A 24,237-nucleotide genomic window follows, 5' to 3' on the forward strand; every position below is an offset into this window, starting at 1 on the left:
GGCGCCATGCCCCGCCGCTTATGGTTAAGCTTTCAGGACATAGCCCATGGCCTGTTGCCGGCCTTCAGGGGTTTGTTCCAGATACACACCCTGCAGCTCAGGTGAGAAACCCGGCAGCAGATTGATCCCTTCTTCCAGGGCGAGGAAGTAACGTTGAACTGCGCCACCCCAGATCTCGCCGGGAACTACACAGAGCACTCCCGGTGGGTAAGGCAGGGCGCCTTCGGCCGCGATGCGACCTTCCACCTGTGACAGGGGCACCAGCTCCACATTGCCGCGGATAAACTCTATGTTGGCTTCCTGTGGGTTCATCACGGCTTTGGGGAAGTGGGCCTGACGGAACATCTCTTTTTGCAGCTGTTTTACATCATGGCTGACATAGAGATCATGCATCTCCTGACACAGCTGGCGTATGGTGTAACCCTGATAGCGTTCCTTGTTGGCGTTGTAGACATTGGGCAGCACTTCAGACAGCGGTGCATCTTCATCGACCAGCTTCTCGAAGCGGGCAATCTGAGATACCAGATGCTGCATCTTGGCCATGTTTTCGGCCGGGGTGATCAGGAACAGAATCGAGTTGAGGTCGCACTTCTCCGGAATGATGTTATTTTCACGCAGGAAGTTGGCCAGAATCGTTGCCGGAATACCGAAGTTGGTGTACTTGCCGGTTTCGGCATCGATACCCGGAGTCGTCAGCAGGAACTTACAAGGGTCGACGAAGTATTGGCCTTTCTCATATCCCTCGAAGGCATGCCATTTCTGACCGGGTTCGAATTCGAAGAAGCGCAGGTCATCGGCCATCTGTTCGGTTTCATGATCCTGCCATGGGGTACCTTCTATCATTGGCGGAATGAACGGCTTGATATATTTGCACTTTTTCAGCAGCAGTTTACGGGCTTCGATACCGGCTTTCACCGCCTCACGCCACAGGAAGCGGCCACTGGCGCCTTCGTGCATCTTGGCGTTGACATCTAGTGCGGCAAACAGCGGATAGAAGGGGCTGGTGGAGGCGTGCAACATAAAGGCGTTGTTGAAACGTTTATGGTTGCAGTATCTGTCCTGGCCTTTGATATGGCTGTCTTTCTTGTGGATTTGCGAGGTTTGTGAGAAACCGGCCTGCTGTTTGTGTACCGACTGGGTCACCAGGATCCCCGGATCTTCTGCGGTCAGCTCCAGCAACAGAGGTGAGCAGTCGTTCATCATGGGAATAAACTGCTCATAGCCCACCCAGGCGGAGTCAAACAATATGTAGTCACACAGGTGACCTATCTTGTCCACGACCTGACGGGCGTTATATATGGTGCCGTCGTAGGTACCCAGCTGGATCACCGCCAGACGGAAGGGGCGCTTGGCATCGGCACGGCTGGGGTCAACCTTGCGGACTTCTTCGCGCAGATAGTTTTCGCTGAAACAATGGGCATCGATACCGCCGATAAAGCCGAATGGGTTACGGGCAGTTTCCAGATAAACCGGGGTAGCACCGGCCTGGATCAGCGCGCCGTGGTGGTTTGACTTATGGTTATTGCGGTCAAATAGTACCAGATCGCCCTTGGTCAGCAGCGCATTACACACAACCTTGTTGGAGGCTGAAGTGCCGTTGAGGACAAAGTAAGTCTTGTCGGCATTGAATACTTTGGCGGCATGCTTCTGGGCATCACAGGGGGCGCCTTCGTGGATCAACAGGTCGCCCAGTCTGACGTCGGCGTTACACATGTCGGAGCGGAATACTGTTTCGCCAAAGAAATCAAAAAACTGACGGCCAACCGGGTGCTTACGGAAGAACTGGCCGCCTTGGTGTCCTGGGCAGGCAAAGGTGGAGTTACCCATTTCCACATATTTCTTCAATGTGCCGAAGAAAGGTGGCAGCAGGGCCTGCTCATATTTATTGAGCGCGGTTTCTACCTGTTTGCCGTAAAACTCAGTACTGCTGCTGGCGCACAGCTCAAATACGCCGGTAATGGAAGAGCAGATATCATCGGGAAAGGCTTCTTCACAACATACGGCAACGAAGATCGGCAGTTTCAGGCCTGTGTTATTGATTTTGTCGACTATACCGTTATTAACGTCTGTGACTGAAACAACCACGGCACCAATATCGCAAAAGTCGGTAGTTAATACGTTGACAACTTCTCTTTCAGTATCAAAACAAGAACGAACAGATAAACTTGCTGCAATTTTTAGTGATTTCATAAAATAACCTTATTTAAAAAAGTCAGCAGGGCTCGTATCGGAAAATAAATTCCAATATTAAAATTTAGATAAAGTCAGCCCTGGGCTGATATATTCAAGCAGCGATATTTATGTAAGGCGTAGAGATACCATGACGAATGCTTCGTCAGAGAAAAGGTATAAGAAAGCCTTACCGTTACGCGTGCAGGATATTACCGGCCGAGTAAAAGCAACTAATTGTATGTATTGGGGATGCTAAGGAGATGGATGCGCGGAGCAGCCTATCTCCTCAGTCAGCGATGATTGAGGCGGGGAAAAAGTAGGAGTAGTCAAAATAGTCACGATGGGTTGGCATCATGATATGTCGGGTGCGCCTTATATGCGCCATGATTTTGGACTTTCTCTTCATATACAACTCCATTACGTTTAGAGAAAAGCACTGGTGATAACTTAATTGCGAGTTTATATCCGGCCAAAAAATAAAAGTATGAGCTAAGTCATAGTTCCAATCACTTGTGAAAAAGTGTATCTGCTTATTTTAAATTTTTATTGTTTTTAATGAGTTGTACCAAAAATTTACACTTTATATTTATATATTGTTTTGGTTATACATAAAATAAGGAACATTTAAAATAAATGGATATGTATGATATATCGATATATTTGAGATTATATTGCGATTATTTGATTAAATATTCACTTTATTAAGACTGTTGCATAAAGGTAAATGAGTCGACGGATTATTCCAGTATCAGATATTTGTATGGTGCTTGACGTTTTCGGGGCCTGGGTTGAATACTGTCCTCTATATCGGCAGTGGAGAGTGAGATGGAACAAGAGCAGTACAGCGACAGTGGTTTCTGGGCCAAACTCAAGGGTTATGCCAGGCAGGCCGGCAGGGAGGTAGTGCAAAAGGCGCTCTGGCTATACTATGCCGCCCAAAGACCCGATACCCCAAAATGGGCCAAGACGGTGATCTTTGGCGCCCTGGCGTATTTCATTACTCCCTTGGATGCCATTCCGGATCTGACGCCCTTGGTGGGTTTCAGTGATGATCTCGGTGCGCTGGCAGCGGCACTGACCATGGTGAGCCTCTACGTGAATGCCGAGGTGAAGCAGGAAGCCGATCAGACGCTGAAGCGCTGGTTTGGGGATGAGCAGTAACTCAAGGTTGGCCGTCCCTGGCCCAATGGAGAAGGTTCAGAAGCGCCAGTTCAGATCGAAGTCGTAGCGAATGCCTATGGCAATGCTCTTGTCGGTGGCACCTTGTTTGTTGTCTTGCTGCAGGTACTCCAGGTGCAGGCGTACATTGCCGGCGGGGTTCCACTCCAGTGTGGTGTTGAATCCCTGATAATCCAAGCTGATATCGGGCTCCAGGCCATCATCGAAGCGGAAGTAACCCAGCTTGAGTTTGTAATCCTGCCACAGCGGGATCGCCACTGCCGCATCCAGGGTGCTGCCGTCCCTGTCTTCGCTGCCTGTCAATTGATAGTCTTTGTACTGGTAGGCGAGCGCCAGGTAGATACCGTTGTCGAAGCTGTAGGCCACAGCGGCGGCGCTGGTCTTATCCTTGCCGGTTTTCAGCTCACCCTCGAAATTGTCCTGTTCCAGATAGCTCACCCCCAGATGCAAACCCTGCCAGTCAAAGCCCAGACCCGCATTGATGGCATCGGCGCCGCTGTTATCGCCTTCACCATCGAAACGCGCCGAGGCCATCAGGGTAAAGTGCTGTAACTTAAACTGGTACAGCGCCAGATTGTCGGCGAAGAAGGGGCTTTCCTGGTTGTAGGCAAACGGGCTGTTGGCGTTGTTGAATATGTCTGTGTATTCGGCCACCAGGGTGTATTGTACCGGCCGCTGGCGGCCGAAGCTGAGTTGACCATAGGGTGAATCCACCCCGGCAAATGCCAGCCTGGCATCGCCGAAGCTGCCATCACCATTGAGGTTGATTTTCCATTCACCCTGAGCCAGCAAGGCCCAGCCGGGGGCAAATTCGGTGCGGCCCTTGACGCCGATACGGGACAGGGCATCGCCCACATCCCACTCATCTGTGATGTCACTGTCGCTGTAAACCAGGGTCGGGCGCAGTGAGCCATAGAGACTGAAGCTGGTGTTCTCGGCACTGGAGCTGACTTGTTGCTGTTCCAGGCGTTGCAGGCGCTGGTCAATCTGCTGCCAGTCACCGTTGCTGTTATTATCGGCCGCCATTGCTGTCAGCGGCAGGGCACAACTGAGTAAATACAGGGAAGATGTTCGCATCTGTTTGTCCCTCATATGGGTATAGGGATCCCCGACCCATCAGGGCCGTGGTTGCCATAGGTTTGGAAAACCCTCCCCCGGGAGCAGGAGGAGGGCGCAGGGGTTATTTGCCTTTGGAGAGGCTGTCGTACCAGAGGTTGTGGTGCTGTTTCGCCCAGTTTTCGTCGCACTTGCCACTGAGCATACATTCCATACCGCCTTCAGAGATCACTGTGGCCATATAGATGTGCACTATTGTAAAGGCGCCGAGTACGAAGGCACTGACAAGGTGGAGGATCAATGCCAGATTGGCACCGTCTTTGGTGGCCACCAGGCTTGGGAACATAAGCACCAGACCCGAGCCGACCATCAGGGCACCGAACAAGGCGAAGCACCAGAACCAGAGTTTTTCACCGGCATTGGCAAAACCGGCATCCGGATGCTTGCCTTTGAAGGGGCCGAAGTTCAGATAGCCGCCAACCACTTTGAGCCAGCCGATATCACAGGCTTCCGGCAGCTGCTTACCGGCCCATTTGACCACCATGACCGCCCATCCCAGGATGAAGGGGAAGGCCATCAGGTCATGCAGGGCTACCGAAGTACCGATAAAGCCGGTCCAGTGGGAGGCGCCCATGTTGGGTTCCAGCCAGAAGCGGCCGGCAACCATGATAAGGCCTGTGATGATCAGCAGTAGGCAGGCGATGGCGCCCACCCAGTGCACCAGCACATCCATGCCACTCCAGCGGTCGACCTTTTTGCCGGAAAAGCCCTGGCTCAGCTTGGCTTTACCATTGATGGCCACGAACAATGCCAGCAGTACTATCATGCCAAAGAAGCTGTAGCTCAGGAGGTCGGCCCACCAGGAGGCCGGCGCCAGAGTATCGAGATACCCTTGATTGACAGGGGGCAACGCGTCCGGGAACTGTGCCTGTTGCGGCATGCCCCTGAGTTCGGGGATATCGCCCTGAATTGCCACTTCCTGTATCGGTTGCCACTGTTGTGGCTCGGGTGTCAGAGTGTCGGCAGCCAGCAGCGGTAAGCTGAATACTAAGGCCACAGCACCTGAGATAAAGGCATTTAAACTTTTCATGTCAAATCCTTAAACATCTTAATGATGCTTTGCAGTCGGAGTCTCGACCCCGGAATTCTTCAGTCTGGAAGTGAGGAAGTCTTCCAGCGCCTGGGCATAACAGCGCCAGAAATCCAGCCGTGCATGTTGGCTGATCCCCTGGGCAAACGCCTGATACCAGGTGCCCAGGTGTTGCTCGAGGAAGACTTGCGCCAACTGCTCCAGCTCATCGGCTGCGGCCGGGTCTTCGTTTTGCTGCTGATGGCGCAGGGCCTCGGCACAAAACAGAAATTCCAGCTCATTGCCTATGTAGTCCGCCGGTTCGTTGAAACCTGTATCTGTCACCAGTCCCAGCTGCTGGTAGAAGTCGGCGACCTCCAGAGTGCGATCCGTATGGATCTGCCGGCCGACATCGCGGTAGACAGACTCATAGGGAGGCACCAGCAACTTGGTGGGGCCGATACACATACGGTTGAAGTCACACTCAAGTTCCAGAGGCTCTGATTGCCAATGTTTGGCTTGTTGGAGCAACTCTGGATAGCGCTGCTCCTGTTCCAGCCAATCGATAAGCCGCTTGAGCGATTCAGGGCTTGAGGGGGCAAACAGCATTCCCTTCAAGGCCTGATAGCCGCTGGCGACCGGACCGAGGTCGAGATCTGTCATGGCCGCTCCTTGATGATGACCATATTGGGCTTGGTGATGCAGTCGCCGTAACCTACGCCTTGTTTACTGGCTGAAGGTTTCTGGGCCAACACCTGCTGTACTCTGTCGGTATCCAGACACTTGACCGGACAACCGTCGACACAGGCGGGCTTGAGACCCTGATCGATAAGCTCAATACACATGTTGCACTTGGCGGCTTTGCCATCGGTTTTCAGCATGACTACCGCATCATAAGGACAGGCACTGACACACAGGCCGCAACCGGTACATTTCTCGCGGTTGAGTACTACCAAACCATCGTCACGCACTGTATAGGCCTGAGCCGGGCACACCATGAGACAGGCCGGGTTGCCGCAATGCATGCAGGAATGGCTGAGCCACACGTCCACCATGCCGTCGTCACGTTTGACTTCGTAGCGGTCTACCTTGCGAAAGCGCACGTCTTCCGGCAGCTCATTGTGGATCTGGCAGGCTATGGTGCAGGCCTGGCAGCCGACACAGTTTTCCTGTCTGAAGACGAATCCGAGTTGATGTTTGTTTTCCATGAGGATCTCCTTCAGGCTTTGGCCAGTGCCACGCGGGTTGAGTGATAGGCCGAGCAGCCGCCCATATCGGTCAATTTGTCTGTGGTCAACGAGTTGGTGCAGCCTTCGGTGCCGTTGGGATTGAGCCTGAGCCAGTTACACTTGGGAGTCATCAGCGAGCCCTCTGGCACACCTGTGGTGACCATGGCCACAAATTTGGCTTCACCTCTGTGGTTGCTGAGTTTGACTGTGTCGTTGTTGGCAATGCCGTATTGTTGGGCATCTTTGGGATTGATCTTGACGTAGTAGGCTGGAATAGCGCGGATATATTTCACGTTGTAGAAGGAGCTGTTAACCCGCTGTGGTACCCCGGAAGATAGCAAGCGGAATGGCAACTCTCGCTCTCTGGGTTCCATCTCATCCTCTGGCAGGCCCCAATCCAGTACCGGGTGGAAACCGGCATCGGCCATCAACTGAGAACTGAATTCAATCTTGCCGCTTGGGGTTTCATATTTACCGTCGGCCAATACGGGCTGAGGAATGTCCAGCTTGATGTATTTCTCCTTCATCAGCCGGTCATAGGTTACTCCTTTATAGTACTCGGAGTCGGTATCCAGCAGCTCGCGGATCACATCGTCATTGCTTGCCCGGAAGGCGGGGTCTTCAAAGCCCATTGCCTGGCCCAGCTCGCGGAAGAAGGTCCAGTTACACTTGGCTTCACCCAGAGGTTCAATCACCTTCTGGCACACCTGTACATAGTAGCCGTGGTAGTCGCCGACAATATCATCGGTTTCAAACTGGCTGGCAGCCGGGACTATAATGTCGCAGTACTGCAGAGAGTCTGTCATTACCATGTCGTGGCCGACAACAAACAGGTCTTCGCGCTTCATCCCCTCGAGCACCGCATTGGTATCGGGTGCCACAACCACAGGGTTACCGTTATAGATGATCATCCCGTGGATCGGCTTGCTGGGCTTGTCGTGGCTGGTGGGATTGGTTGGATGCAGCGCCTTGGCCAGCTCTGTCATATTGATCCGCTGGGCATCCGGATTCGGGCGCATATATTTGCCGCTGGCCTGGTACTGATTCAAGCCACCACCGGCATGAACGTTGTCATAGATAAGGCCGTTACCGCGCTTACCGAAATTGCCTGTGACCGCCAGCAGCATGGCGACGGCACGAGACATACGGGCACCGTTGAAGTTGCGCTGGAAGCCATAACCCATACGCAGCATGGTTTTTTCGTTTTCACCCAGTACCTGGGCAAACTCAAACATCTTGGCTCTGGGTACCCCGGTAATGGCTTCGATTTCGTCGTAGCTGATTTCATCGAGGCGCTTGAGCAACTCGTCGTAGCCTATGGTCTGTTCGGCAATAAATTCATGATTAACCAGATCTTTTTCTACAAGATACTTCATGATACCGGCACACAGTTGTACGTCTGTGCTGGGGCGAGGTTGCAGGTAGATGTCGGCCTGAGAGCACAAAGGTGTGCGCTGTGGGTTGACCGCCAGCAGCTTGGTGCCGCGATCCCTGGCCTGGTTGATGAGCTTGATGGCTATGGTGTTGGAAACGACTTCATCGTGTCCCCAGGTCAGATAGACGTCACTGAGCAGCACATCTTCAGGATCCGGGCCGAGGAAGGTGCCGTAGAGTGACTTGAGGCCGTCGTAGGCGGCGTAGGTACATACCTTACGTTCCAGAATGGAGGAACCGATACGGTTCCAGAAACGCTCGCCGGAGGCCGACATGCCGATGGCACCATAGTTACCCGAATAGCTGTAGGGCAGAATTGCTTCCGAACCGTGCTCATTGATGATCTGCTTAAAGCGGCTGGCGATCTTGCTGTAGGCTTGATCCCAGGTGATCCGGCGCCACTTGCCTTCACCCTTCTTACCCACCCGTTCCATGGGATGCAGGATACGGTCGGCGGCATAGGTGTACTGAACATAACTTTGCCCCTTGAGGCAGGGTGCCTTGCCAGTCTTGGCCTGTTCCTCGGCGCCGGTGACATAAGTCATTCTGCCGTCCTGAACCCGGAACTTGAGCAGACAGCGGGCGGCGCAGTTGCGCAGGCAGCTGTGGTACACGACTTTGCCGTTACGCTTGGCCAGCAGCCCTGAATTGGCTCCCGCCTCTTTGGCATTGGCAACACCGGGAGTCAACCCTGACAGGGAGGAAAGCACGGCTGTGGCGCTGGCCCCCTGTAGAAATGTGCGTCTGTTGATTTTCATAGTCATCACTCACCATAATTTGGACCCTGGGTCCGTTATGATTGTTGGCCCAAGGGCCTTTATAGTGCCGGTTTCCCGGCGTTACCCCGGGGGATACCCCCCGGAGCTAAGGTGCGTTACATTACAAAGGTTTGCAGTTGGTTACGGCCATTCACCAGGCTGACAGTCAGCAGTTGACCATCGCGAACCAGCAAGCCCTGTGGGTTGTTTGTGCCAGGCAGTTTCACACCTGAGTGAACTTCACCTGTGAGCAGGTTGAGTTGCATGGCTTCACTCGCATCATTGTTGAGCAGCCAGGCTTGCTCGCCATCGACGCTGATACCCGTCAGTTGTGGCAGCGCCTTGCCTTCAAGCCCCTTGAGATTGGCTTCGGCAGACAGTGTCATGTCACCCTTGTCGAAACGGGATACCACCAAGGCATCGCTGAGTTCGTTGCGGGTGGTGACAGTGACGTATTGATCCAGCGCTTTGCTGTAACCCAGTGCCAGGCTATAACTGGTCTTGGCTCTGACAGTGCTGAACTGACCACGGGCCGTTTCGCCTATACCGTCGCTGCTCTGACTGAAGCGGCGATAGTTCATTTCCCAATTTTGCTCAGGATCCACTACCAGTTCGGCCCAGGCCTTGTTGAACCCCATCACCAACAGGCTGTTGGCCGAGGTAAAGCTGACGCCGCTCAAGGTTTCAATGTGCAGCATATACATGCCGTCGATTTGCGCCTGAGTGAGCAGTTTGAACTGACGGTCGAGTATGTAGACCCAGTTGTCTGAAGTGGTCAGGGCGTAGAGCTGGCTTTCAGGCTGGTAGTCGATGGCAGTTACCCGGCCGGAAATCGCTTCCGGCAATGCCGTTTGACTCAGTAGTCTGGCTTCTGGAGCCGAGGTAAACAGTGCAGCCGTCTTGTTCCAACTTTCTATATCCGGGTTGCTGATGGCATAGGCGCCGCGGGCATTCGGGGTATAGGTTGGCCAGTGGTCTAGTTCCCAGCTCATGAACTTGGGATTGAAGGATACGCGGCCTGGACTGTCCTGGCCGACGAAGGGAATCGGGCCGGTTTGGGTGAAGGCCTGTACTATGTTGCCGGCTATTACCACCAGGAATACGCCGCAGGCCAATTTTGGCAGGGTGTCCAGCTGCTGTTTGCCATAGGCGTTGCCGGGAAATTTATTGCCCAGGGTCAGCATCAGCAGAGCAACAACCACAAGGACCACGATAAAGACCAGCAGTGCCCAGGTGTAGGTATGGGCGCCCATGATCTTCAATGAGAAGCCCTGGCCTATGTCGCTGCCGAGGTTGATGGAAGTATGCACGGATGCCATAAAGGCACCATAAATACCCAGCCAAACCAGCGCGGCAATATATTTCGGCTTGAGGCCAAAGCGCACAATATACAGAGCGGTCAGCGCCACCAGAATCATTGCCGTACGTTCTTGCCAGCAAAATGCACAAGGGTTATCCAGGAGAATAAATCCGAAAAAGAAACAGGCAATACCTACGGGTAAGGCCATGATGACAATAGCGGCTAAGGATGCCAACTTGTTGAATATATGCTCTTTCATAACGACTCTTTAGTAATTTCCGACTGGAAGTAAAATGCCCCAGGACATCATGATCCAAATAAAGAAACTCATTCCGATACAACCGAAAAGAAGTTTATCTGCCAGTTTTTCTTTTTCTGGTTTCTTATAAACCAGATAAGCGGCATAGGCCGTAATGCAAAATAGTGTGAACTCCATTGGATACCTCTTGTTTCACTTGTGATTTATCTCTATGTGGCCGCAGCCAAACGCCATTCCCGTTCCAGTCCATAAACGAGTTTTGATTTCACCCAGTTGAATGCCGGGGAATTATTAATATTTCCATAAAGAATGTAATTGCCGACAGTACGATGTTCGCTACGGATTTCTTTTATATTTTCAATCATGTTGTCAGATAATCTTCGATAACTGACCGCCGGCAACATGTCGACAAACTTGCGGGTAAATTGATTGCAGCTGAGGGTTATATTGTCCGACTCGGCAAGGATCTGCATCGCGGTGGCAACACTGTCTGTATAACCGGCGACATCCATCTGCAGGCCGTTGTCCCGACACAGATTGACCAGCAAAGGGCAGGTGAGGTCGTTGTAGTTGTCGATTTCCAGCAAGGGATAGTGGGATAGCTGCTCCAATGACATGGATTCGGACAGAATTGGATGATCTTTTCTGGCCAGAATGTAGATATCACCTGTCTCAGAGAAGATTTCATAGTTGAGCCTGGTGTCATCAAAACCTTCGTAGACCACCACGAAATCGACGCCGCCACCAATGAGTTCATTGCTGCAGTCATGGCTGAGTGTACGGATGTCGAAACGCAAGTTGGGGGCTTCGGGAAGAATATAGTTATCTATGACTTTATGAACCGCATAGACAAACTCATCATAGGCTCTGATAACAAAATGACCACCGGATTGGCTGGGGGAAAAGACAGAATGTTGCCTCTCAAGCAGTTGATATTGTTCTACCAATAATTTGGCGTGTGGGATTAACTCTTCGGTCTTTTGTGTAGGAATTAATCCATTTGATTTACGGACAAATAAAGAGTCCATAAAAACATCACGTAGCGCATTTAGTGTACGGGTGACGGCACAACTGGATATACCTAATTCGGCTGCGGCCAAGCTTCCTTGACCGTGTTTATATACAGCGAGTAAAACTTTTAATTGGTTATAATTAAGGCTGTCAATTTTCATGTAATCGCTCCCCACACTGCTGAGACATTACTATGAATTCATTATTGGCCTATTGCCAAGATTAAGATCACATTGAGAAATAGTTAATTATTTGAAACATGAATTGCTTCCTATTTTTAACTAAGCGAAAAAACCTTATTTCCGCAGGCGAAATTAACATAGGGTTGTTTTTATTCTCAGGGTGTGAATTTACTCAAGTAATACAGTGAAAGTATTTTCGAGATACTCACTTGTGACTTTGCTACTTGCGCATGGCAAAAACTTGTTATAGGGATTCAGTTTGGTTTCAAACTGCGCCGTTATAGTCGTTCATTTAATGGAGAAGGAACAAGAATAATGAAACGATTGGGACTGATGGCATCCTTGCTGCTGGCAACGACGGTGCAGGGGAAGGAGTTGACTGCTGCCGAGCAGTTTTTTAACCACTTATCCGGTTTGTGTGGCAAGGCCTACAGTGGTGAGTTGATCAAGGGGGGCAGCAGCGGTGATGGTTTTACGGGCCAGCCACTGGTAATGCATGTGCGCCAATGCTCAAAAACCGAGATCCGTATTCCGCTGCATGTGGGAGAGGACAGATCCCGCACCTGGGTTATCAGCAAGACGGCCGATGGCCTCAGGCTCAAGCATGATCATCGTCATCAGGATGGCAGCGAAGATGCCGTAACCCAGTATGGCGGTGACAGTCGCAGTCCGGGAACCGAGTCCTGGCAGTCATTCCCGGTCGATGAATTTTCAATTGCCAATTTCAAACAGCATGGTCTGGCCCAGTCGGTAACCAATGTTTGGCATCTGGGGCTGGATCAGCAGAATTTCAGTTATCGCCTGACCCGGGAGAAGCGCGATTTTCTATTGCAGTTCAAATTAAGCAATGAAGTAACGCCACCTCCGGCGCCATGGGGACATTGATAATACTGGCAAATGGGTGAGGCGACTCAGGATCACCTCACCCATGGGCTTATTGCGCTTCGAAGGTAAATGATTGTCCGGCAAGTGCGGCTTCAACCATGAGGCCACCCTTGGCAGCGGTAAACACCGCCATGCCGTTGATATAGGAGGCCTTGGCAGCCTGACTGCCGCCGGATTGGCCGGCTCCGGCCGAGTTGCCTGTAGTACCGGCCTGAGCGTTGGCACCGGCGTTGATGGCTACGGCGGAAGCCTGGGCGCCGAATTCAAAGCTGCCGCTGGTAAAGTCGCGGTAGGCCTGTTCATCCTTGAAGAAAATAATCTCACTGTAGGCCTGACCACCGATTTGAAAACCGATGGAAACCTGAGTCATGCTCGACTCACCGGTATAAACGCCGCCGCGATAGACACGTCCTTTACCATAGGCCGCCCCTATGCCCAGACCTCCCTTGCCGACAGTGGGGAATATGGCGTAACCATAGGCAGAGTCGAAGAATTTATGGGTTTCACTGGCTTGTTTGAAGGTAGCTATGGCACTGCTGTAGCTGTCATTGGCACTGGCCGTCGGGATCAGCAGCAGGCTGCTCGCCAGGGCTAATAAGGCAAACAAGGTACTTGAAATGGCTTTCATGATGAACCTCCAAATTGAGAGTCTTAAGCTCCCCGTCAATGAGAGACTGGGTACCTGTAGGTACTCTTGAGCTTACTTGTCCGGTAGCAAAAATACAGAGGGGGAGACTAAAAAAGCGCCGATAACGGCGCTTTTTGGAGTGAATGTCAGCCAAAGTTCAGTTAACTAGAGTTCAGTTAACCCGTCTCCTATACAGCGCTGCTAAGGAAAGGGTTTGCCGAGAACATAATGTTCAAACCAGGCCTGATCCCAGTCCATCTTGGCTTGTTTGTGCTTGTAGCGGCTCAAACCATGGCCTTCACCCGGGTAAGTAATCAGTTCCACCGGCACATTCAGGTAATGCTTGAGGGCGCGATATAGCCCCTGAGCGTGGCCCAAAGGTACCCTGGCGTCTTTCTCTCCGATATGGATAAGTGTCGGGGTCTTTATTCTGTCTGCATGCGTCAGCGACGAACCATGGGTATAAGCCTCGGGTTTTTCCCATGGCAAGCCCTGCATGAAATTGACCACATGTCCGGGCGTATCTTCCAGCATCCATTGTAGGCGCTGATCGAATACTCCGGCCCCTGAACTGGCAGCCTTGAATCTGTCGCTGCTGGCGATAAGCGCATTGGTCAGATAGCCGCCGTTGCTCCAGCCCATGACGGCCAGCTTGTCGGCATCGACCAGGCCCTCGGCAATCAGCTTGTCCACACCGGCCATGATGTCGTTTACCTCAATCTCGTGTTCATGGCCCACCAGATCAGTGAGGAACTTGTCGCCATAACCGGTAGATCCGCGGTAGTTGGGCGACAACAAGGCCCAGCCGTTGGCGGCGAAAGTAGCACGGCCATAGGATCTGTGTTGCAGTGCAAACGGGGTAGCAGCAGTGGGGCCTCCGTGAATTTGCACAACAAGTGGCAGGGGGCCATCGGCTTTGCGGTAGCCGGATGGTAATTCCAGTATGCCTTCAACCTGAGTGCCATCGGCGGCTTGCCACTTGACTATGCTCAGTTGTGGCAGCAACCAGGAATCGGTTTGCGGATTGATATTGGTCAGGCGTTTGGCCGGTGCTTTGCGCTTCTCGGCGTTGGCGATGAACAGATCGTAGAAGTGATCCAGGCCGTTATGGCTGAACGCCAGTTGCTTGCCGTTGTGACTGAAACTGTAACTGCCGATGACGGTATCATCCTGCAGCAGAGTCCGGGTGTCACCCTGTTCCAGGTCATTGATTTCAGTGCAGTAGAGGCGTACCAGCGCATGATCGGCGCCGCGATAGCAGATTTCTTCACTGCCCGGACGCCAATGGATGTCGCCGCCGCTGAGTGTCATATCACCCTGGCGTTTAACACTCAAAGGTGCCTGTTCGGGTTTACTGGTATCACTGATAAACAGCCTGCCGGGATGGCCGTCGAAATCGATTCTGAAGGCGAGACGGCGGTTATCCTCGGCCCAACTCAGCCCCAGCAGCCAGCCGTAAGGAGAGGGCGCCTGTTCACGCCAACGCTTGTCGGCCAGAACCTGGTTGCCGGCGTTTTTGATATCGAAGACTTCTACTTGGGACCAACCTTCCAGATTGACCAACTCGTTGTCTTCTGTGGTGATCCGCGCCAGTTTATTGCCATCATGGCTGACGCTGAACTCCCAAACCACTTTGTCATCATCCAGCAGCAACTGCTTGCGAAAATGGTTCAGATCCAGGCGGTACAGGGGATTGGTATCGCGATTGCCGTGAGCATACTCAGGGCCTTGGTGAGCGGCGCGTATACCGGCCCAGGGATCTTTGTCTGTCAGGGTCTTATGGTTCAGGAAATAGAGCTGGCTGCCATCGTCACTCAACTGGTAACTCTTGACGCCACCGGCCTCTTGGGTAACGGGAACAGCTTCACCACCTTGGATAGAGAGACGATAAATTTGTGGTTTGGCGTTGAAGGGCGCCGGCTGCTCGGCATTGCCGCGGCTGCTGAGAAAGTAGATATATTGGCCATCAGGGCTCCAGCTGATAGCGCTTTCACTCTCGTTGCTGAAGGTCAGTCGTTTGCTCTGGCGGCTCTTGCTGTCGACCAGCCAGATGTCTTTCTGGGCCTTATCCAGATTTTTGTCCCAGCGCGATTCCAACCAGGCGGCCATTTTGGCATCCGGGCTGAGCACTACCTGGCCCATGTTGGCTATCTCGAAAAAGTCCTGGTTGGTTATTTTATGCTGCCGCTCTGCGGCCAATACCTGGGTTCCCATACCGATAAGGCACAGGGCCAGCAGGCTGTAGCTGTTAGGCAATCCCATCTCTGTTCCTTTGTTTTTGTTATTAAAAGCCGCATTAGATTAACGTAAAGGTCACAGCCTGGGCGATGTTACTTATCTTTTTTTTCGTGCAGTATCTCATTGAGAAAATCCAGCTCTTCCTTATCGAGAGGCTGTTTGGGTACAGAGGCGGCTTGAGCACGGGATTCGCGTCCACGAAGATAGGCGGCGCGGGTGAGCTGATTGAGGCCGTAGATGGCCAGCAAATAGAGGGTCAGCAGCAGTGCCAGTCTCGGGATTGCCTGCGCCACAGCCGAAAACTGATCGCCGAGAAACAGAGTCAAGAGCACGGCAATGTTACGAACCAACCAGTTCAGTATCAGTGCCAGGGTCAATACCAGCAGCCAGTTACTGCGCAGCTGTTGCAATCTGTTGTCCTGCTGAGCCGATGCATGAAAGTGGCGCTTCATCAGCTGCAGCACCAATACCAGGTACAGGGTGGTTTGCAGTAACAGCAACAGTGGCAACAGCAGGGAACCCCAACTCAGGCTGGGCTGGTAGCCCAGTAGAGCCACACCAGTGACCAGGCTGGGATTGAATAGCCACAGCAACACCACCAGGAACATGGCAAGTATGGACGGCAACAGATGCTTGAGCGGCAACCTTGCATCTACAGTCGGCCTGAGTTGTTGCTTCAGGTATTGATACAGTGCCGGCATCAACAGGAAGTACAGCGGCAGTAATAACAGAAACAGCAAATGGATAGGCGCCGGGGTATTGTCACTATTGAACAGGCCGGTAAAGAAATAGAGTGCCATCAAGGCAAAGATGCCGGCGAGCAGTCGACGTTGGCTATGGCTGTCCTGATAGACAAAGCGGGCGTAGATGGACAACGCCAGGCAATGCAGGCCTCCAAGCAGCGACAGCCACCAGTAAGCTTGGGTAAAAATGTCGCTGAATGCTGTCATCTGGCCCCCTTAACGACATTCTTATCTCAGCCGCTTGAGGGGTGCAACAAAAAATAGTCAGTTTTTGGCGCACTGCATGCGCTTATGGCGGTTGGAGGCATCCTTCGGAGGCTTGCCCGGTGCGGCTTTGCGCTCGCACCAGAGGTGGCGCAGTGCCAGTATCGGGTGGCTCAACAGCATTCTGGGACCGGCATAACGCATCACCTGACGCATCTGCTCTTTGGGTTCAGGTTTGTAGCAGTGTACCGGGCATTTGTTGCAGGTGGGCTTGCTTTCACCGTAGGGGCAGCGGTCGAGGCGGGTGTGAGCGTACTCCATCAAGGCCTGACAGTCGGGGCAGAGGCTGCCATCTTCAGTTCTGGGGTGATGGTCACGGCAGTAGATCCACACCATGGCAGAAACAGTGCGGAATTCGGTCAGTAGTTTTCCTTGCAGCAGTTCCATAGCCTTACCTTAGTAAATAACTCAACTATGGTCATCTTAGTCCTGAGGTGGGGCAGGGTTCAAAGTCAGTGGCAGGAATTATGAAGGTGCGCACAAAATGAAGCTTTATGCGCACCCAAGGTCAAATGACAAGTTAACCCTAGATATGGATAACCTTGTCGGCTTCCAGGGTCCAGCGGCTCAAATCGCCAAGTGTGCCAATGGCGGCGCCGTCCAGCAGCATGTCGGCCACTACGCCGCGGGCTTCAACACAGGTCTTGCACAGCAGCAAGGGCACACCCTGGGCCGTGAGGATTTCAAACATCTGCTGCAGGTTGTAGCTGAGATCAGGGGTATTCTGACCTTTTACTGCGCCAAAGACAGCGTCTGACATCAGGAATAACTTGAGTTCCACTTCGGTCTGCTCCTGGTCTTTCAGCGCCAGGGCGATACGCAGAGTGTTGAATAATTTTTCTGTGCCATAAGGGCTGGCGTGAGCCACTATCAGTAATTTTTGCATCTGAATCCTTGTTTGCCATTCTTGGGATCAAAACCCTAGGAGTGTACCAGCTTGTATCTGTCGATGGCGCGCCAGGCTTCACAGACTGAGTTTCAATTGCAAAAAGCGCCTAAAAGCGAGCAGAAAAAGCATAAATACTTGATTTATACTAAGACGATACTCTATTAATATCGGTTAAACTCTGTGCAGAGCGGGGTGGCTTTGGCGGATTGCCAATACCACAAAACAGGGCCGCCAGTTGGCCCGGCACTCAAGAAATGGTGGACGAAGATGTTTAAAATCCTGGTCGTAGTACTGTTGGTCGCAGCGGGTATTTTCCTCTATAACCGGGCGCAGCGGCTGGCAAAAGAGGAGCGTGATGAGGCGCTTAAGCTCAAAGACAGAGCTTCGGCCATGCCTCAGTCGCCACAGGCCGAGACGGAAAACGAGACTCAGGAAGAGCACCAGAGTGTCGATCTGGACTTTGCCGAATCGAAAGAGCAAGCCGAACCCAAGCCTCAGCCATCGGCTGAGCAAGCGGTCGCAGAGTCGCTTGAGCTTGAACCTCAAGCGGAAAATATCGCCCCTGAGGTGGAAGTTGGCCGCGCCGAGGTCGAGACTGTCCTGCCAGAGCCAGAGCCAGAGCCAGAGCCAGAGCCAGAGCCAGAGCCAGAGCCAGAGCCAGAGCCAGAGCCAGAGCCAGAGCCAGAGCCAGAGCCAGAGCCAGTTAAGGCGGCTGCGCCGGATATCAGTTGGGGCAATATCACCCTCAAGCGGGCGATGGAACAGTATCAGGCCTCTGAAGGCGCTATCGAAGCGCATGATGCTTTACTGGCTGTGATAGGTGAATGCTACAAGCAGCGGAAAAACAGCAAGTATCTGCAGTTGGGGCAAGAGTACGATACCGCATATAGCGCCCTGTTTGCCGCCAGTCGGGAGAAAGTACTCAGCAAATCACCCAAGGCCGAGTTCAAGGGCACGGGTTTTATGCAGCTCTCTACCCTGTGCAGCGATGCAGGTCGTTTCGATGCCGCCATAGCTCTTTGCAACAAGGCGATTGAATATGGGCTGGAAGATGGCACAGTTACGGGCTTTGAAGGTCGTATCAAGCGGATAGAAAAGGCCAGAGATAAAGCCTCAGCCTGAGTACAAAAGCCGATTCAATGTGTAGAATCAAGCAAGGAGTGAAGGGCAAAGTGCTTTTTCACTCCTTCCCAAGCGAGCCTGCGGGTTCGCTTTTTTTATTGATGGAGAGCCGCAATGAAACCAGCGACTTTATGGGTTGCCCTCACTTCGCTGTTGCTGCTGGCAGCCTGCAGCAAGCAGCCGCAATGGACCCTGTTTTACTATCCGGATATAAAGATGCCGGATATAAAGAAGCCGGATATAAAGATGTCGGATATAGACAAGCCGGATGCAGGTAAGCCGGAAATTCAGTCGCAATTGACCGAGCAACCGGATCGTTACCACGCCATTGCCGGTTATTATCAAACCCTGCAGCAGTGTCAGGACAAGGGCAGAGGCATGCAGCGCCTCAATGAGGGCAAGGGCAGCTTCGAGTGTGGTCACAACTGCCGTCTCGACGACAGGGATATGATAATCTGTGACCAATGGCACAATAACGGCCCCTAAGGGACATGAAACTTAAACAGGATTACTTCACCCGCCTGGCGGGATTTTACCAGCAGGTACTGCCTGCCGGGCTACCTTCGCCCCATTGGTTGGCCTGGAGCGATGATGCGGCGGCGCTTTTGGGCCTGACTGACCCCAATGAAACCCTGCTGCAGCAACTCGCCGGCAACCAGAGAATGCCGGGCGCCGAATATTACGCCCAAGTCTACAGTGGACATCAGTTTGGCGGTTACAGCCCCAGGTTGGGCGATGGCCGTTCGATCATTCTCGGTGAGGCGCAGGGGCCTGACGGTGCCTGGGATTTGGCCTTGAAGGGCGCGGGACCCACGCCATACTCTCGTCACGGTGATGGCCGTGCAGTGATGCGTTCTGCGGTGCGCGAGTTTCTGGTTTCCGAGGCGCTGTATCATTTGGGCGTGCCCACCACCAGGGCGCTGGCGGTGATCGGCTCTGAGCTGCCGGTGTGGCGCGAGTCGCTGGAAAAAGGCGCCATTACCGTGCGCCTGGCCCGCAGCCATATACGTTTTGGCCACTTCGAGTATTTCTGTTACAGCGAGAAGGGTCAGGCCGACAAGCTCAAGCAGCTGCTCGATTTCACCCTCAGCCAACATTATCCCCAGCTCAGCCTGGACTATGAGGGCTACAAGGCCTGGTTTGCGCTGGTGGTACGTGATACCGCGCGCATGATAGCCCACTGGCAAGCGGTGGGCTTTGCCCACGGGGTGATGAATACCGACAATATGTCGATTCTCGGTGACAGCTTCGACTTTGGCCCCTTCGCCTTCCTCGATACCTTCAAGGAAGACTTTATCTGTAACCATTCTGATCCCGAGGGGCGCTACGCCTTCGGTCAGCAACCCGGCGTCGGCTTGTGGAACCTGCAACGTTTGGCGCAGGCGTTGACGCCTGTGCTGGCTTCCGATGATTTGATAGCCGCGCTCAATACCTATCAGCATGAGTTAGTGCAGCAATATCTTGGCTTGATGCGCGCCAAGTTGGGGCTGGCACCTTTGGCCGAAGATTTAAGCCTTGATGCCAGGCTGGAGCAGGACAACAAGGACCTGGCGCTTATCGGCGCCTTTACCGGCTTGTTGGAACAAAACGCCTTGGACTACACCCAGAGCCTGCGCCGCTTCGGCGAGCTGGATCCCAAGGCAGAAAACAGCAGTCTGAGGGATGATTTTATCAATCGTCAGGGCTGGGATGATTGGCTGCCCGAGTACCGGCGCCGTATCGATACCCGCCAGGGACTTGAGCAGTGGCAGGCCGAGCGCCGGGCTCACAACCCCAAATATATCTTGCGCAACTATCTGGCTCAGGAAGCGATTATTGCCATCGAAGAGGAGGGCAATACCCAGCCGCTTGAGCAGTTGCACCAGCTCCTCAGGCGCCCGTTCGATGAACAGCCAGAGATGCAGGAGTATGCCAAGCGACCACCGGATTGGGGTCAGGGGTTGATCATGTCCTGCAGCAGTTAAGAAATAGGATTAAAATATGCAGTATCAAAATCTTAGCTTGGATCCCGAGCATAAAACCTTGTCGATGACGGCCGGGGTCGAGTTCGAAGCCTTCGACAGCTTTGCCGAGCCCCTGTGCCGGGCACTCGATGCCAAGGTACTGGAGCGGCAATGGGGTGCAGATCGTCACCAATGGCTGCTGGATTTTGAAGGCAGTCTCTTGTGGCTCAACTATGAGTTCTACGGCGATGTGTGCTGGTTGAGCTGCCAGAGTGAACAAGACTGGGATGTGTTGGTATACCTGAAGCACTTACTGGAGTCACAGGCATGACAGAAAAGCAGGCCACGGCGGCGTTTCATTATCGGGATCTTTCCCCCGAACTGATTTTGGATGCCATTGAAAGTCTGGCGATTTACCCCGAGACGGGGCTAACGCCACTCAACAGCTATGAGAACCGGGTCTATCAGTTTCGCTGCGATCGTGGCCAGAGGTACGTGGTTAAGTTCTATCGCCCCGAGCGTTGGACCGATGCCCAAATCGTGGAAGAGCATGAATTTACGTTCGAGTTGGCCGAAGCCGAGATCCCCATTGCCGCCCCTGTGGTGCTCGACGGCCGCAGTCTGCATCACTTCAAAGAGTGGCGTTTTGCGTTGTTTCCTTCCATAGGGGGTCGCAGCTTCGAGGTGGACAACCTGGATCAGATAGAGGGCGCCGGCCAGTTTATCGGCCGTTTGCACCAGTATTCCCGTGGCAGCCTGTTCAAGCAGCGTTTGAACCTGACGCCGACAACCCTTGGGACTCCGGCGCTGGAGCAACTGCAGCGCACAGAGCTGATCCCGAACGCTTTGCGGGAACATCTGCTCGAGGCGGCGTCCAGCCTTTTCTCTGAGCTGCAGCGGCGCTGGCAAGGTATCGAATATCAGAGTATGCGTCTGCATGGCGATCTGCATCCCGGCAATATTCTCTGGACCCCCAATGGCCCCGGGTTTGTCGATCTCGACGATGCCTGCAACGGCCCTGCGGTGCAAGATCTGTGGATGATGCTGTCTGGCGACAGGCAGCAACAGACGTTGCAGTTGGAAGTCTTGCTGGAGGCCTACGAGGCCTTCTCCAACTTCGATACCAAAGAGCTGCAGTTGATAGAGCCACTCAGAGCTCTGCGAATGCTGCATTACAACGCCTGGCTGGCCAAGCGCTGGGACGACCCCGCGTTTCCGCGCCACTTCCCCTGGTTTGCGACCGAAGAATACTGGCTACAGCAGTTGCAAGCCTTTAAAGAACAGCAACAGCGCCTGGATGAAGCGCCACTGAGTCTTATTCTTTATTGAGGCTGCATCGAACGAGTGCCGGGTGTTGAGGATATGGCCGCCCGGCATTTGGATTTAACAAAAAGGGAACTCAGAGCTTGAGTTCGACTCAAAAAGAAGATTATGTTATTCAGCAACTCCAGCAGTGTTGGCTGAAATTTTAATAAACAAGGAACTCCAATGAAGAAAATCCTGATGTTGGCGGCGGCATTTTTGCTGCTTCCCCTGGCGGCCACAGCGGCCCAGTACAAAGAAGGCGTGCATTATACTGTGGTTAGTGAAGGCCCCGCCTCCGCCAAGCCTGAAATCACAGAGTTTTTCTCTTTCTACTGTCCTCATTGCTATAACTTTGAAAAGAACGTGATCCCCAAGCTGAAGGCCCGTCTGCCCGAAGGTGTGGCTTTTGAGCAAAACCATGTCGACTTTATCGGCCGCGAGATGGGTGTTGAGATGTCCCGTGCTTTCGCCACTGCCGAAGTACTGAAGGTGTCTGATAAGGTCAATCATGCCATGTTCAGCGCGATTCAGGACAAGAAGCAGCACTTCACCAATCGTGACGACATCAAGGCTATCTTTGTTGCCAATGGTGTGGATCCCAAGCAGTTTGATTCTGCGGCCAACTCTTTTATGGTCAACAGCATGGTGGCCAACATGAAGCGCAACACAGAAAACGCCAAGATCTCAGGTGTTCCTGCGCTGGTGGTGAATGGTAAGTATCGGGTTGAAACCGGTGCCATCAAGTCTTATGACGAGATGTTGGATATTGCTATCTATCTGACTCAGCTGAAATAATTTAGCATCTAAATACAAAAAAGGGCCTTAACGGCCCTTTTTTGTTACCCGGAAAACAGCTGGGCATAAAGCAAAAAAAAACCGTACTCCCTGGTCGCAAGAAGCACGGATTAGAGCCATAGGGCTCAGTTTTTACCCTGAGTAACGGCTTTACTCTAGCAGTGCGTCAAAAAATTGGCAAGTGTTGCTTTATTGACTAATTCACCTGGGCGAGAGGTATAACAGCAAGATTTTTAGAACAAAGGCGCATATTTGCGAATTTTGACTCATTTTCCCGGATTGAAATGAAACCTTCCACCGGGTTGGGGGGTCAAAACTTCGGGATCGGAAATCAACTAAAGGAGGTTTCTCGTGCGTGTATTTCCTGTCTATGCTCCCAAGCTGATTGTCAAACACGTAAGGATATTCTTGACCGGCGCCGTCTGGGTGAAAGATCTGGGAAGATTAGAGTTTGATAAAGGGCGCTTTTTGCTGCCGAGAAAAAGCCTGCCAAAGGTAAAGCAGGCTATCATGGAATTGAACGAACTCATTGAAACTCAGAATAGCCAAGCTAAAACCGTTTAGATTCAGTTGACTTCGTCGTTGAGCAGACCAACAAGGCCGGTGACTTTCTCGTTCCACGAGTTGAGATCTTGCTGAAGTTGTTGGTTTTGCTCTATCAGATGGGCATTCTTCTGCTTTTCTTCTTCCAGCTCCATTTTCAGAAGCTCAATATTTTCGAGCGCGGCCTGGATCTTGGTCTCCAGTTTGGACAGTAATTCTAGGCTCATACAGGAGTCCTTAAATAGTTGGGCGAATGAGATATTGATTCTATCAGTGCCGCTGGCTTAAGGAATAGCTCTTATCTCCAAGTGTCCAAAAAATATGCGATAAAATTGGCTGTTTGGCAGTTTTTTTCACTTATCTGAACCACAACTGTCCCAAGCCGACTTTTGCCGGATAAAATAACGGTTTTCACTTGGAACCAAGCCGATGACAATTCAACGTATCGATACCAATCCGCGCATGAGCAGCATAGTGATCCACAACAACACGGTTTATCTCTGTGGTCAGGTTGCCAAGGATAAGTTTGCCGATATTCAGCAGCAGACCCGTACCATGCTCGAAGAGGTGGATGAACTGCTCAAGCGGGCTGGCAGTAGTCGTGAGCGGATCCTCTCTGCGACTATCTACCTGAAACAGATGAGCGATTATGATGCCATGAATGCTATCTGGGATGCCTGGCTACCGGCGGGGCATGCACCGGCCAGAGCCTGTGTGGAGGCGGCTATTGCCGAACCCGAGTATCTGGTGGAAGTCTCGGTTATTGCGGCGATTTAAATCTCACAGCCTGCCGAGGCAATCAGCACTCGGCCAAACTCGGCGCCTTCCTGCTCAGGTGTGATAGCCAGCATTTGATCCATTCGAATGGCGCGGTTGCTGGTGGCCGTTTGCACCAGCAGCCACTCGCTCTTGTCGGGACGGGTCTCGGTGATCAGCGCCTTGCCATGCAGTATCTCTCCTTGCAACAGCTCTATTTTCAGCGGATAACCGCGAATACAGGCCAGCTCCAGGTAATCATAGCGGCCGCAATCTATGGCTTGGTAAGGTTTCATATCTTGGTCTTTTAGTTTGAAGTTAAATAATGCGCTTCCAGATGGAAGCTTGAGCTATCCAAAGTTGCACCTGCTTCCATGCAGAATGGTATAAAAGTAGTTCGAATTTTCACTTATACCAAAATAACTTGCAGTAAATTGTGAGACATGAACTTGGTGGGGGAGTGGCTTGCTAAAGTCG

Annotated in this window: 27 protein-coding genes; 10 read left to right on the forward strand and 17 right to left on the reverse strand. The window is 52.5% G+C overall.

Annotation, left to right across the window (positions count from 1 at the left end):
- Positions 1 to 24: 24 nt before the first annotated feature.
- A complete protein-coding gene (gene speF / locus ACF8D4_RS06510) occupies positions 25 to 2,190 on the reverse strand; it encodes an ornithine decarboxylase SpeF (RefSeq protein WP_025011933.1) in 2,166 nt (721 codons plus the stop codon).
- 268 nt (positions 2,191 to 2,458) lie between these two features.
- Entirely contained in the window at positions 2,459 to 2,590 is a 132-nt protein-coding gene (speFL, locus tag ACF8D4_RS06515) for a leader peptide SpeFL (RefSeq protein ID WP_363325324.1), read from the reverse strand.
- A gap of 407 nt (positions 2,591 to 2,997) precedes the next feature.
- On the opposite strand from speFL, the gene ACF8D4_RS06520 reads away from it, so the two are divergent.
- Positions 2,998 to 3,333 carry a YkvA family protein gene (locus ACF8D4_RS06520; protein ID WP_025011932.1) on the forward strand — a complete coding sequence of 112 codons (336 nt, stop codon included), beginning with the start codon at positions 2,998 to 3,000 and terminating at the stop codon, positions 3,331 to 3,333.
- 36 nt (positions 3,334 to 3,369) lie between these two features.
- Here ACF8D4_RS06520 and ACF8D4_RS06525 read toward each other — a convergent pair whose 3' ends face one another.
- From ACF8D4_RS06525 to ACF8D4_RS06560, 8 genes are all read right to left on the reverse strand, one after another.
- Positions 3,370 to 4,428: a porin gene (locus tag ACF8D4_RS06525; RefSeq protein ID WP_107111685.1), complete on the reverse strand. Its 1,059-nt coding sequence runs from the start codon at positions 4,426 to 4,428 to the stop codon at positions 3,370 to 3,372.
- Between the two features lie 103 nt (positions 4,429 to 4,531).
- Positions 4,532 to 5,497, reverse strand: a complete 966-nt coding sequence (locus ACF8D4_RS06530; RefSeq protein WP_044733495.1) for a formate dehydrogenase subunit gamma — start codon at positions 5,495 to 5,497, stop codon at positions 4,532 to 4,534.
- 18 nt (positions 5,498 to 5,515) lie between these two features.
- Positions 5,516 to 6,139 carry a molecular chaperone gene (locus ACF8D4_RS06535; RefSeq protein ID WP_107006157.1) on the reverse strand — a complete coding sequence of 208 codons (624 nt, stop codon included), beginning with the start codon at positions 6,137 to 6,139 and terminating at the stop codon, positions 5,516 to 5,518.
- Entirely contained in the window at positions 6,136 to 6,684 is a 549-nt protein-coding gene (locus tag ACF8D4_RS06540; RefSeq protein WP_025890007.1) for a 4Fe-4S dicluster domain-containing protein, read from the reverse strand. Before ACF8D4_RS06540 ends, ACF8D4_RS06535 begins: the two co-directional genes overlap by 4 nt.
- Positions 6,685 to 6,695: 11 nt before the next feature.
- Positions 6,696 to 8,897: a molybdopterin-dependent oxidoreductase gene (locus tag ACF8D4_RS06545; protein WP_144227677.1), complete on the reverse strand. Its 2,202-nt coding sequence runs from the start codon at positions 8,895 to 8,897 to the stop codon at positions 6,696 to 6,698.
- A gap of 116 nt (positions 8,898 to 9,013) precedes the next feature.
- Positions 9,014 to 10,456, reverse strand: a complete 1,443-nt coding sequence (locus tag ACF8D4_RS06550; protein ID WP_392466618.1) for a disulfide bond formation protein B — start codon at positions 10,454 to 10,456, stop codon at positions 9,014 to 9,016.
- Positions 10,457 to 10,465: 9 nt separating this feature from the next.
- A complete protein-coding gene (locus tag ACF8D4_RS06555) occupies positions 10,466 to 10,633 on the reverse strand; it encodes a hypothetical protein (protein WP_164489371.1) in 168 nt (55 codons plus the stop codon).
- Between the two features lie 32 nt (positions 10,634 to 10,665).
- Positions 10,666 to 11,628: a LysR family transcriptional regulator gene (locus ACF8D4_RS06560; RefSeq protein WP_025011927.1), complete on the reverse strand. Its 963-nt coding sequence runs from the start codon at positions 11,626 to 11,628 to the stop codon at positions 10,666 to 10,668.
- A gap of 336 nt (positions 11,629 to 11,964) precedes the next feature.
- Between ACF8D4_RS06560 and ACF8D4_RS06565 the strand changes: the two genes are divergently transcribed.
- Complete coding sequence (locus ACF8D4_RS06565) at positions 11,965 to 12,534, forward strand: hypothetical protein (protein WP_392466621.1); 570 nt, start codon at positions 11,965 to 11,967, stop codon at positions 12,532 to 12,534.
- Positions 12,535 to 12,583: 49 nt separating this feature from the next.
- Here ACF8D4_RS06565 and ACF8D4_RS06570 read toward each other — a convergent pair whose 3' ends face one another.
- The 5 genes from ACF8D4_RS06570 to ACF8D4_RS06590 all read right to left on the reverse strand — a co-directional run bounded on the left by ACF8D4_RS06570 (position 12,584) and on the right by ACF8D4_RS06590 (position 17,293).
- A complete protein-coding gene (locus tag ACF8D4_RS06570) occupies positions 12,584 to 13,162 on the reverse strand; it encodes a YSC84-related protein (protein ID WP_028780964.1) in 579 nt (192 codons plus the stop codon).
- Positions 13,163 to 13,363: 201 nt separating this feature from the next.
- The gene (locus tag ACF8D4_RS06575) at positions 13,364 to 15,424 is read right to left on the reverse strand and encodes a prolyl oligopeptidase family serine peptidase (RefSeq protein WP_392466624.1); all 2,061 of its coding nucleotides are present in this window, start codon (positions 15,422 to 15,424) and stop codon (positions 13,364 to 13,366) included.
- 68 nt (positions 15,425 to 15,492) lie between these two features.
- Entirely contained in the window at positions 15,493 to 16,350 is an 858-nt protein-coding gene (locus ACF8D4_RS06580; protein WP_044733502.1) for a hypothetical protein, read from the reverse strand.
- 57 nt (positions 16,351 to 16,407) lie between these two features.
- On the reverse strand, positions 16,408 to 16,794 hold the full coding sequence (locus tag ACF8D4_RS06585) for a nitrous oxide-stimulated promoter family protein (protein ID WP_025011925.1): 387 nt from the start codon (positions 16,792 to 16,794) through the stop codon (positions 16,408 to 16,410).
- 139 nt (positions 16,795 to 16,933) lie between these two features.
- Entirely contained in the window at positions 16,934 to 17,293 is a 360-nt protein-coding gene (locus ACF8D4_RS06590) for a DsrE/DsrF/TusD sulfur relay family protein (RefSeq protein ID WP_025011924.1), read from the reverse strand.
- Between the two features lie 270 nt (positions 17,294 to 17,563).
- Here ACF8D4_RS06590 and ACF8D4_RS06595 point away from each other — a divergent pair, with 270 nt between their 5' ends.
- The 7 genes from ACF8D4_RS06595 (at position 17,564) to ACF8D4_RS06625 (ending at position 23,025) form a co-directional block, all read left to right on the forward strand.
- The gene (locus ACF8D4_RS06595) at positions 17,564 to 18,418 is read left to right on the forward strand and encodes a hypothetical protein (RefSeq protein ID WP_109247736.1); all 855 of its coding nucleotides are present in this window, start codon (positions 17,564 to 17,566) and stop codon (positions 18,416 to 18,418) included.
- A 114-nt stretch (positions 18,419 to 18,532) separates the two neighbouring features.
- Positions 18,533 to 18,904: a hypothetical protein gene (locus tag ACF8D4_RS06600; RefSeq protein WP_109247735.1), complete on the forward strand. Its 372-nt coding sequence runs from the start codon at positions 18,533 to 18,535 to the stop codon at positions 18,902 to 18,904.
- 5 nt (positions 18,905 to 18,909) lie between these two features.
- Positions 18,910 to 20,382 carry a YdiU family protein gene (locus tag ACF8D4_RS06605; RefSeq protein ID WP_208160394.1) on the forward strand — a complete coding sequence of 491 codons (1,473 nt, stop codon included), beginning with the start codon at positions 18,910 to 18,912 and terminating at the stop codon, positions 20,380 to 20,382.
- 16 nt (positions 20,383 to 20,398) lie between these two features.
- Positions 20,399 to 20,692 carry a DUF3630 family protein gene (locus tag ACF8D4_RS06610; RefSeq protein ID WP_025010848.1) on the forward strand — a complete coding sequence of 98 codons (294 nt, stop codon included), beginning with the start codon at positions 20,399 to 20,401 and terminating at the stop codon, positions 20,690 to 20,692.
- Positions 20,689 to 21,690: a serine/threonine protein kinase gene (locus ACF8D4_RS06615; protein WP_208136432.1), complete on the forward strand. Its 1,002-nt coding sequence runs from the start codon at positions 20,689 to 20,691 to the stop codon at positions 21,688 to 21,690. The genes ACF8D4_RS06610 and ACF8D4_RS06615 overlap by 4 nt, the downstream gene beginning before the upstream one ends.
- Before the next feature lie 159 nt (positions 21,691 to 21,849).
- Entirely contained in the window at positions 21,850 to 22,461 is a 612-nt protein-coding gene (locus ACF8D4_RS06620) for a thiol:disulfide interchange protein DsbA/DsbL (protein WP_025889862.1), read from the forward strand.
- Between the two features lie 351 nt (positions 22,462 to 22,812).
- Entirely contained in the window at positions 22,813 to 23,025 is a 213-nt protein-coding gene (locus tag ACF8D4_RS06625) for a DUF1107 domain-containing protein (protein WP_025010850.1), read from the forward strand.
- A 2-nt stretch (positions 23,026 to 23,027) separates the two neighbouring features.
- On the opposite strand, the gene zapB is transcribed toward ACF8D4_RS06625, so the two are convergent.
- Complete coding sequence (gene zapB / locus ACF8D4_RS06630; RefSeq protein ID WP_025010851.1) at positions 23,028 to 23,231, reverse strand: cell division protein ZapB; 204 nt, start codon at positions 23,229 to 23,231, stop codon at positions 23,028 to 23,030.
- 202 nt (positions 23,232 to 23,433) lie between these two features.
- Here zapB and ACF8D4_RS06635 point away from each other — a divergent pair, with 202 nt between their 5' ends.
- Positions 23,434 to 23,781 carry a RidA family protein gene (locus ACF8D4_RS06635; RefSeq protein WP_028781133.1) on the forward strand — a complete coding sequence of 116 codons (348 nt, stop codon included), beginning with the start codon at positions 23,434 to 23,436 and terminating at the stop codon, positions 23,779 to 23,781.
- Here the strand turns inward: ACF8D4_RS06635 and ACF8D4_RS06640 are convergent.
- Positions 23,778 to 24,056, reverse strand: a complete 279-nt coding sequence (locus ACF8D4_RS06640; protein WP_392466633.1) for a Rho-binding antiterminator — start codon at positions 24,054 to 24,056, stop codon at positions 23,778 to 23,780. The genes ACF8D4_RS06635 and ACF8D4_RS06640 overlap by 4 nt on opposite strands.
- Positions 24,057 to 24,237 lie beyond the last annotated feature (181 nt).

Origin of the sequence: Shewanella sp. YQ_9 (genome assembly GCF_043103185.1) — a bacterium.
Taxonomy (GTDB): Bacteria; Pseudomonadota; Gammaproteobacteria; order Enterobacterales; family Shewanellaceae; genus Shewanella; species Shewanella algae.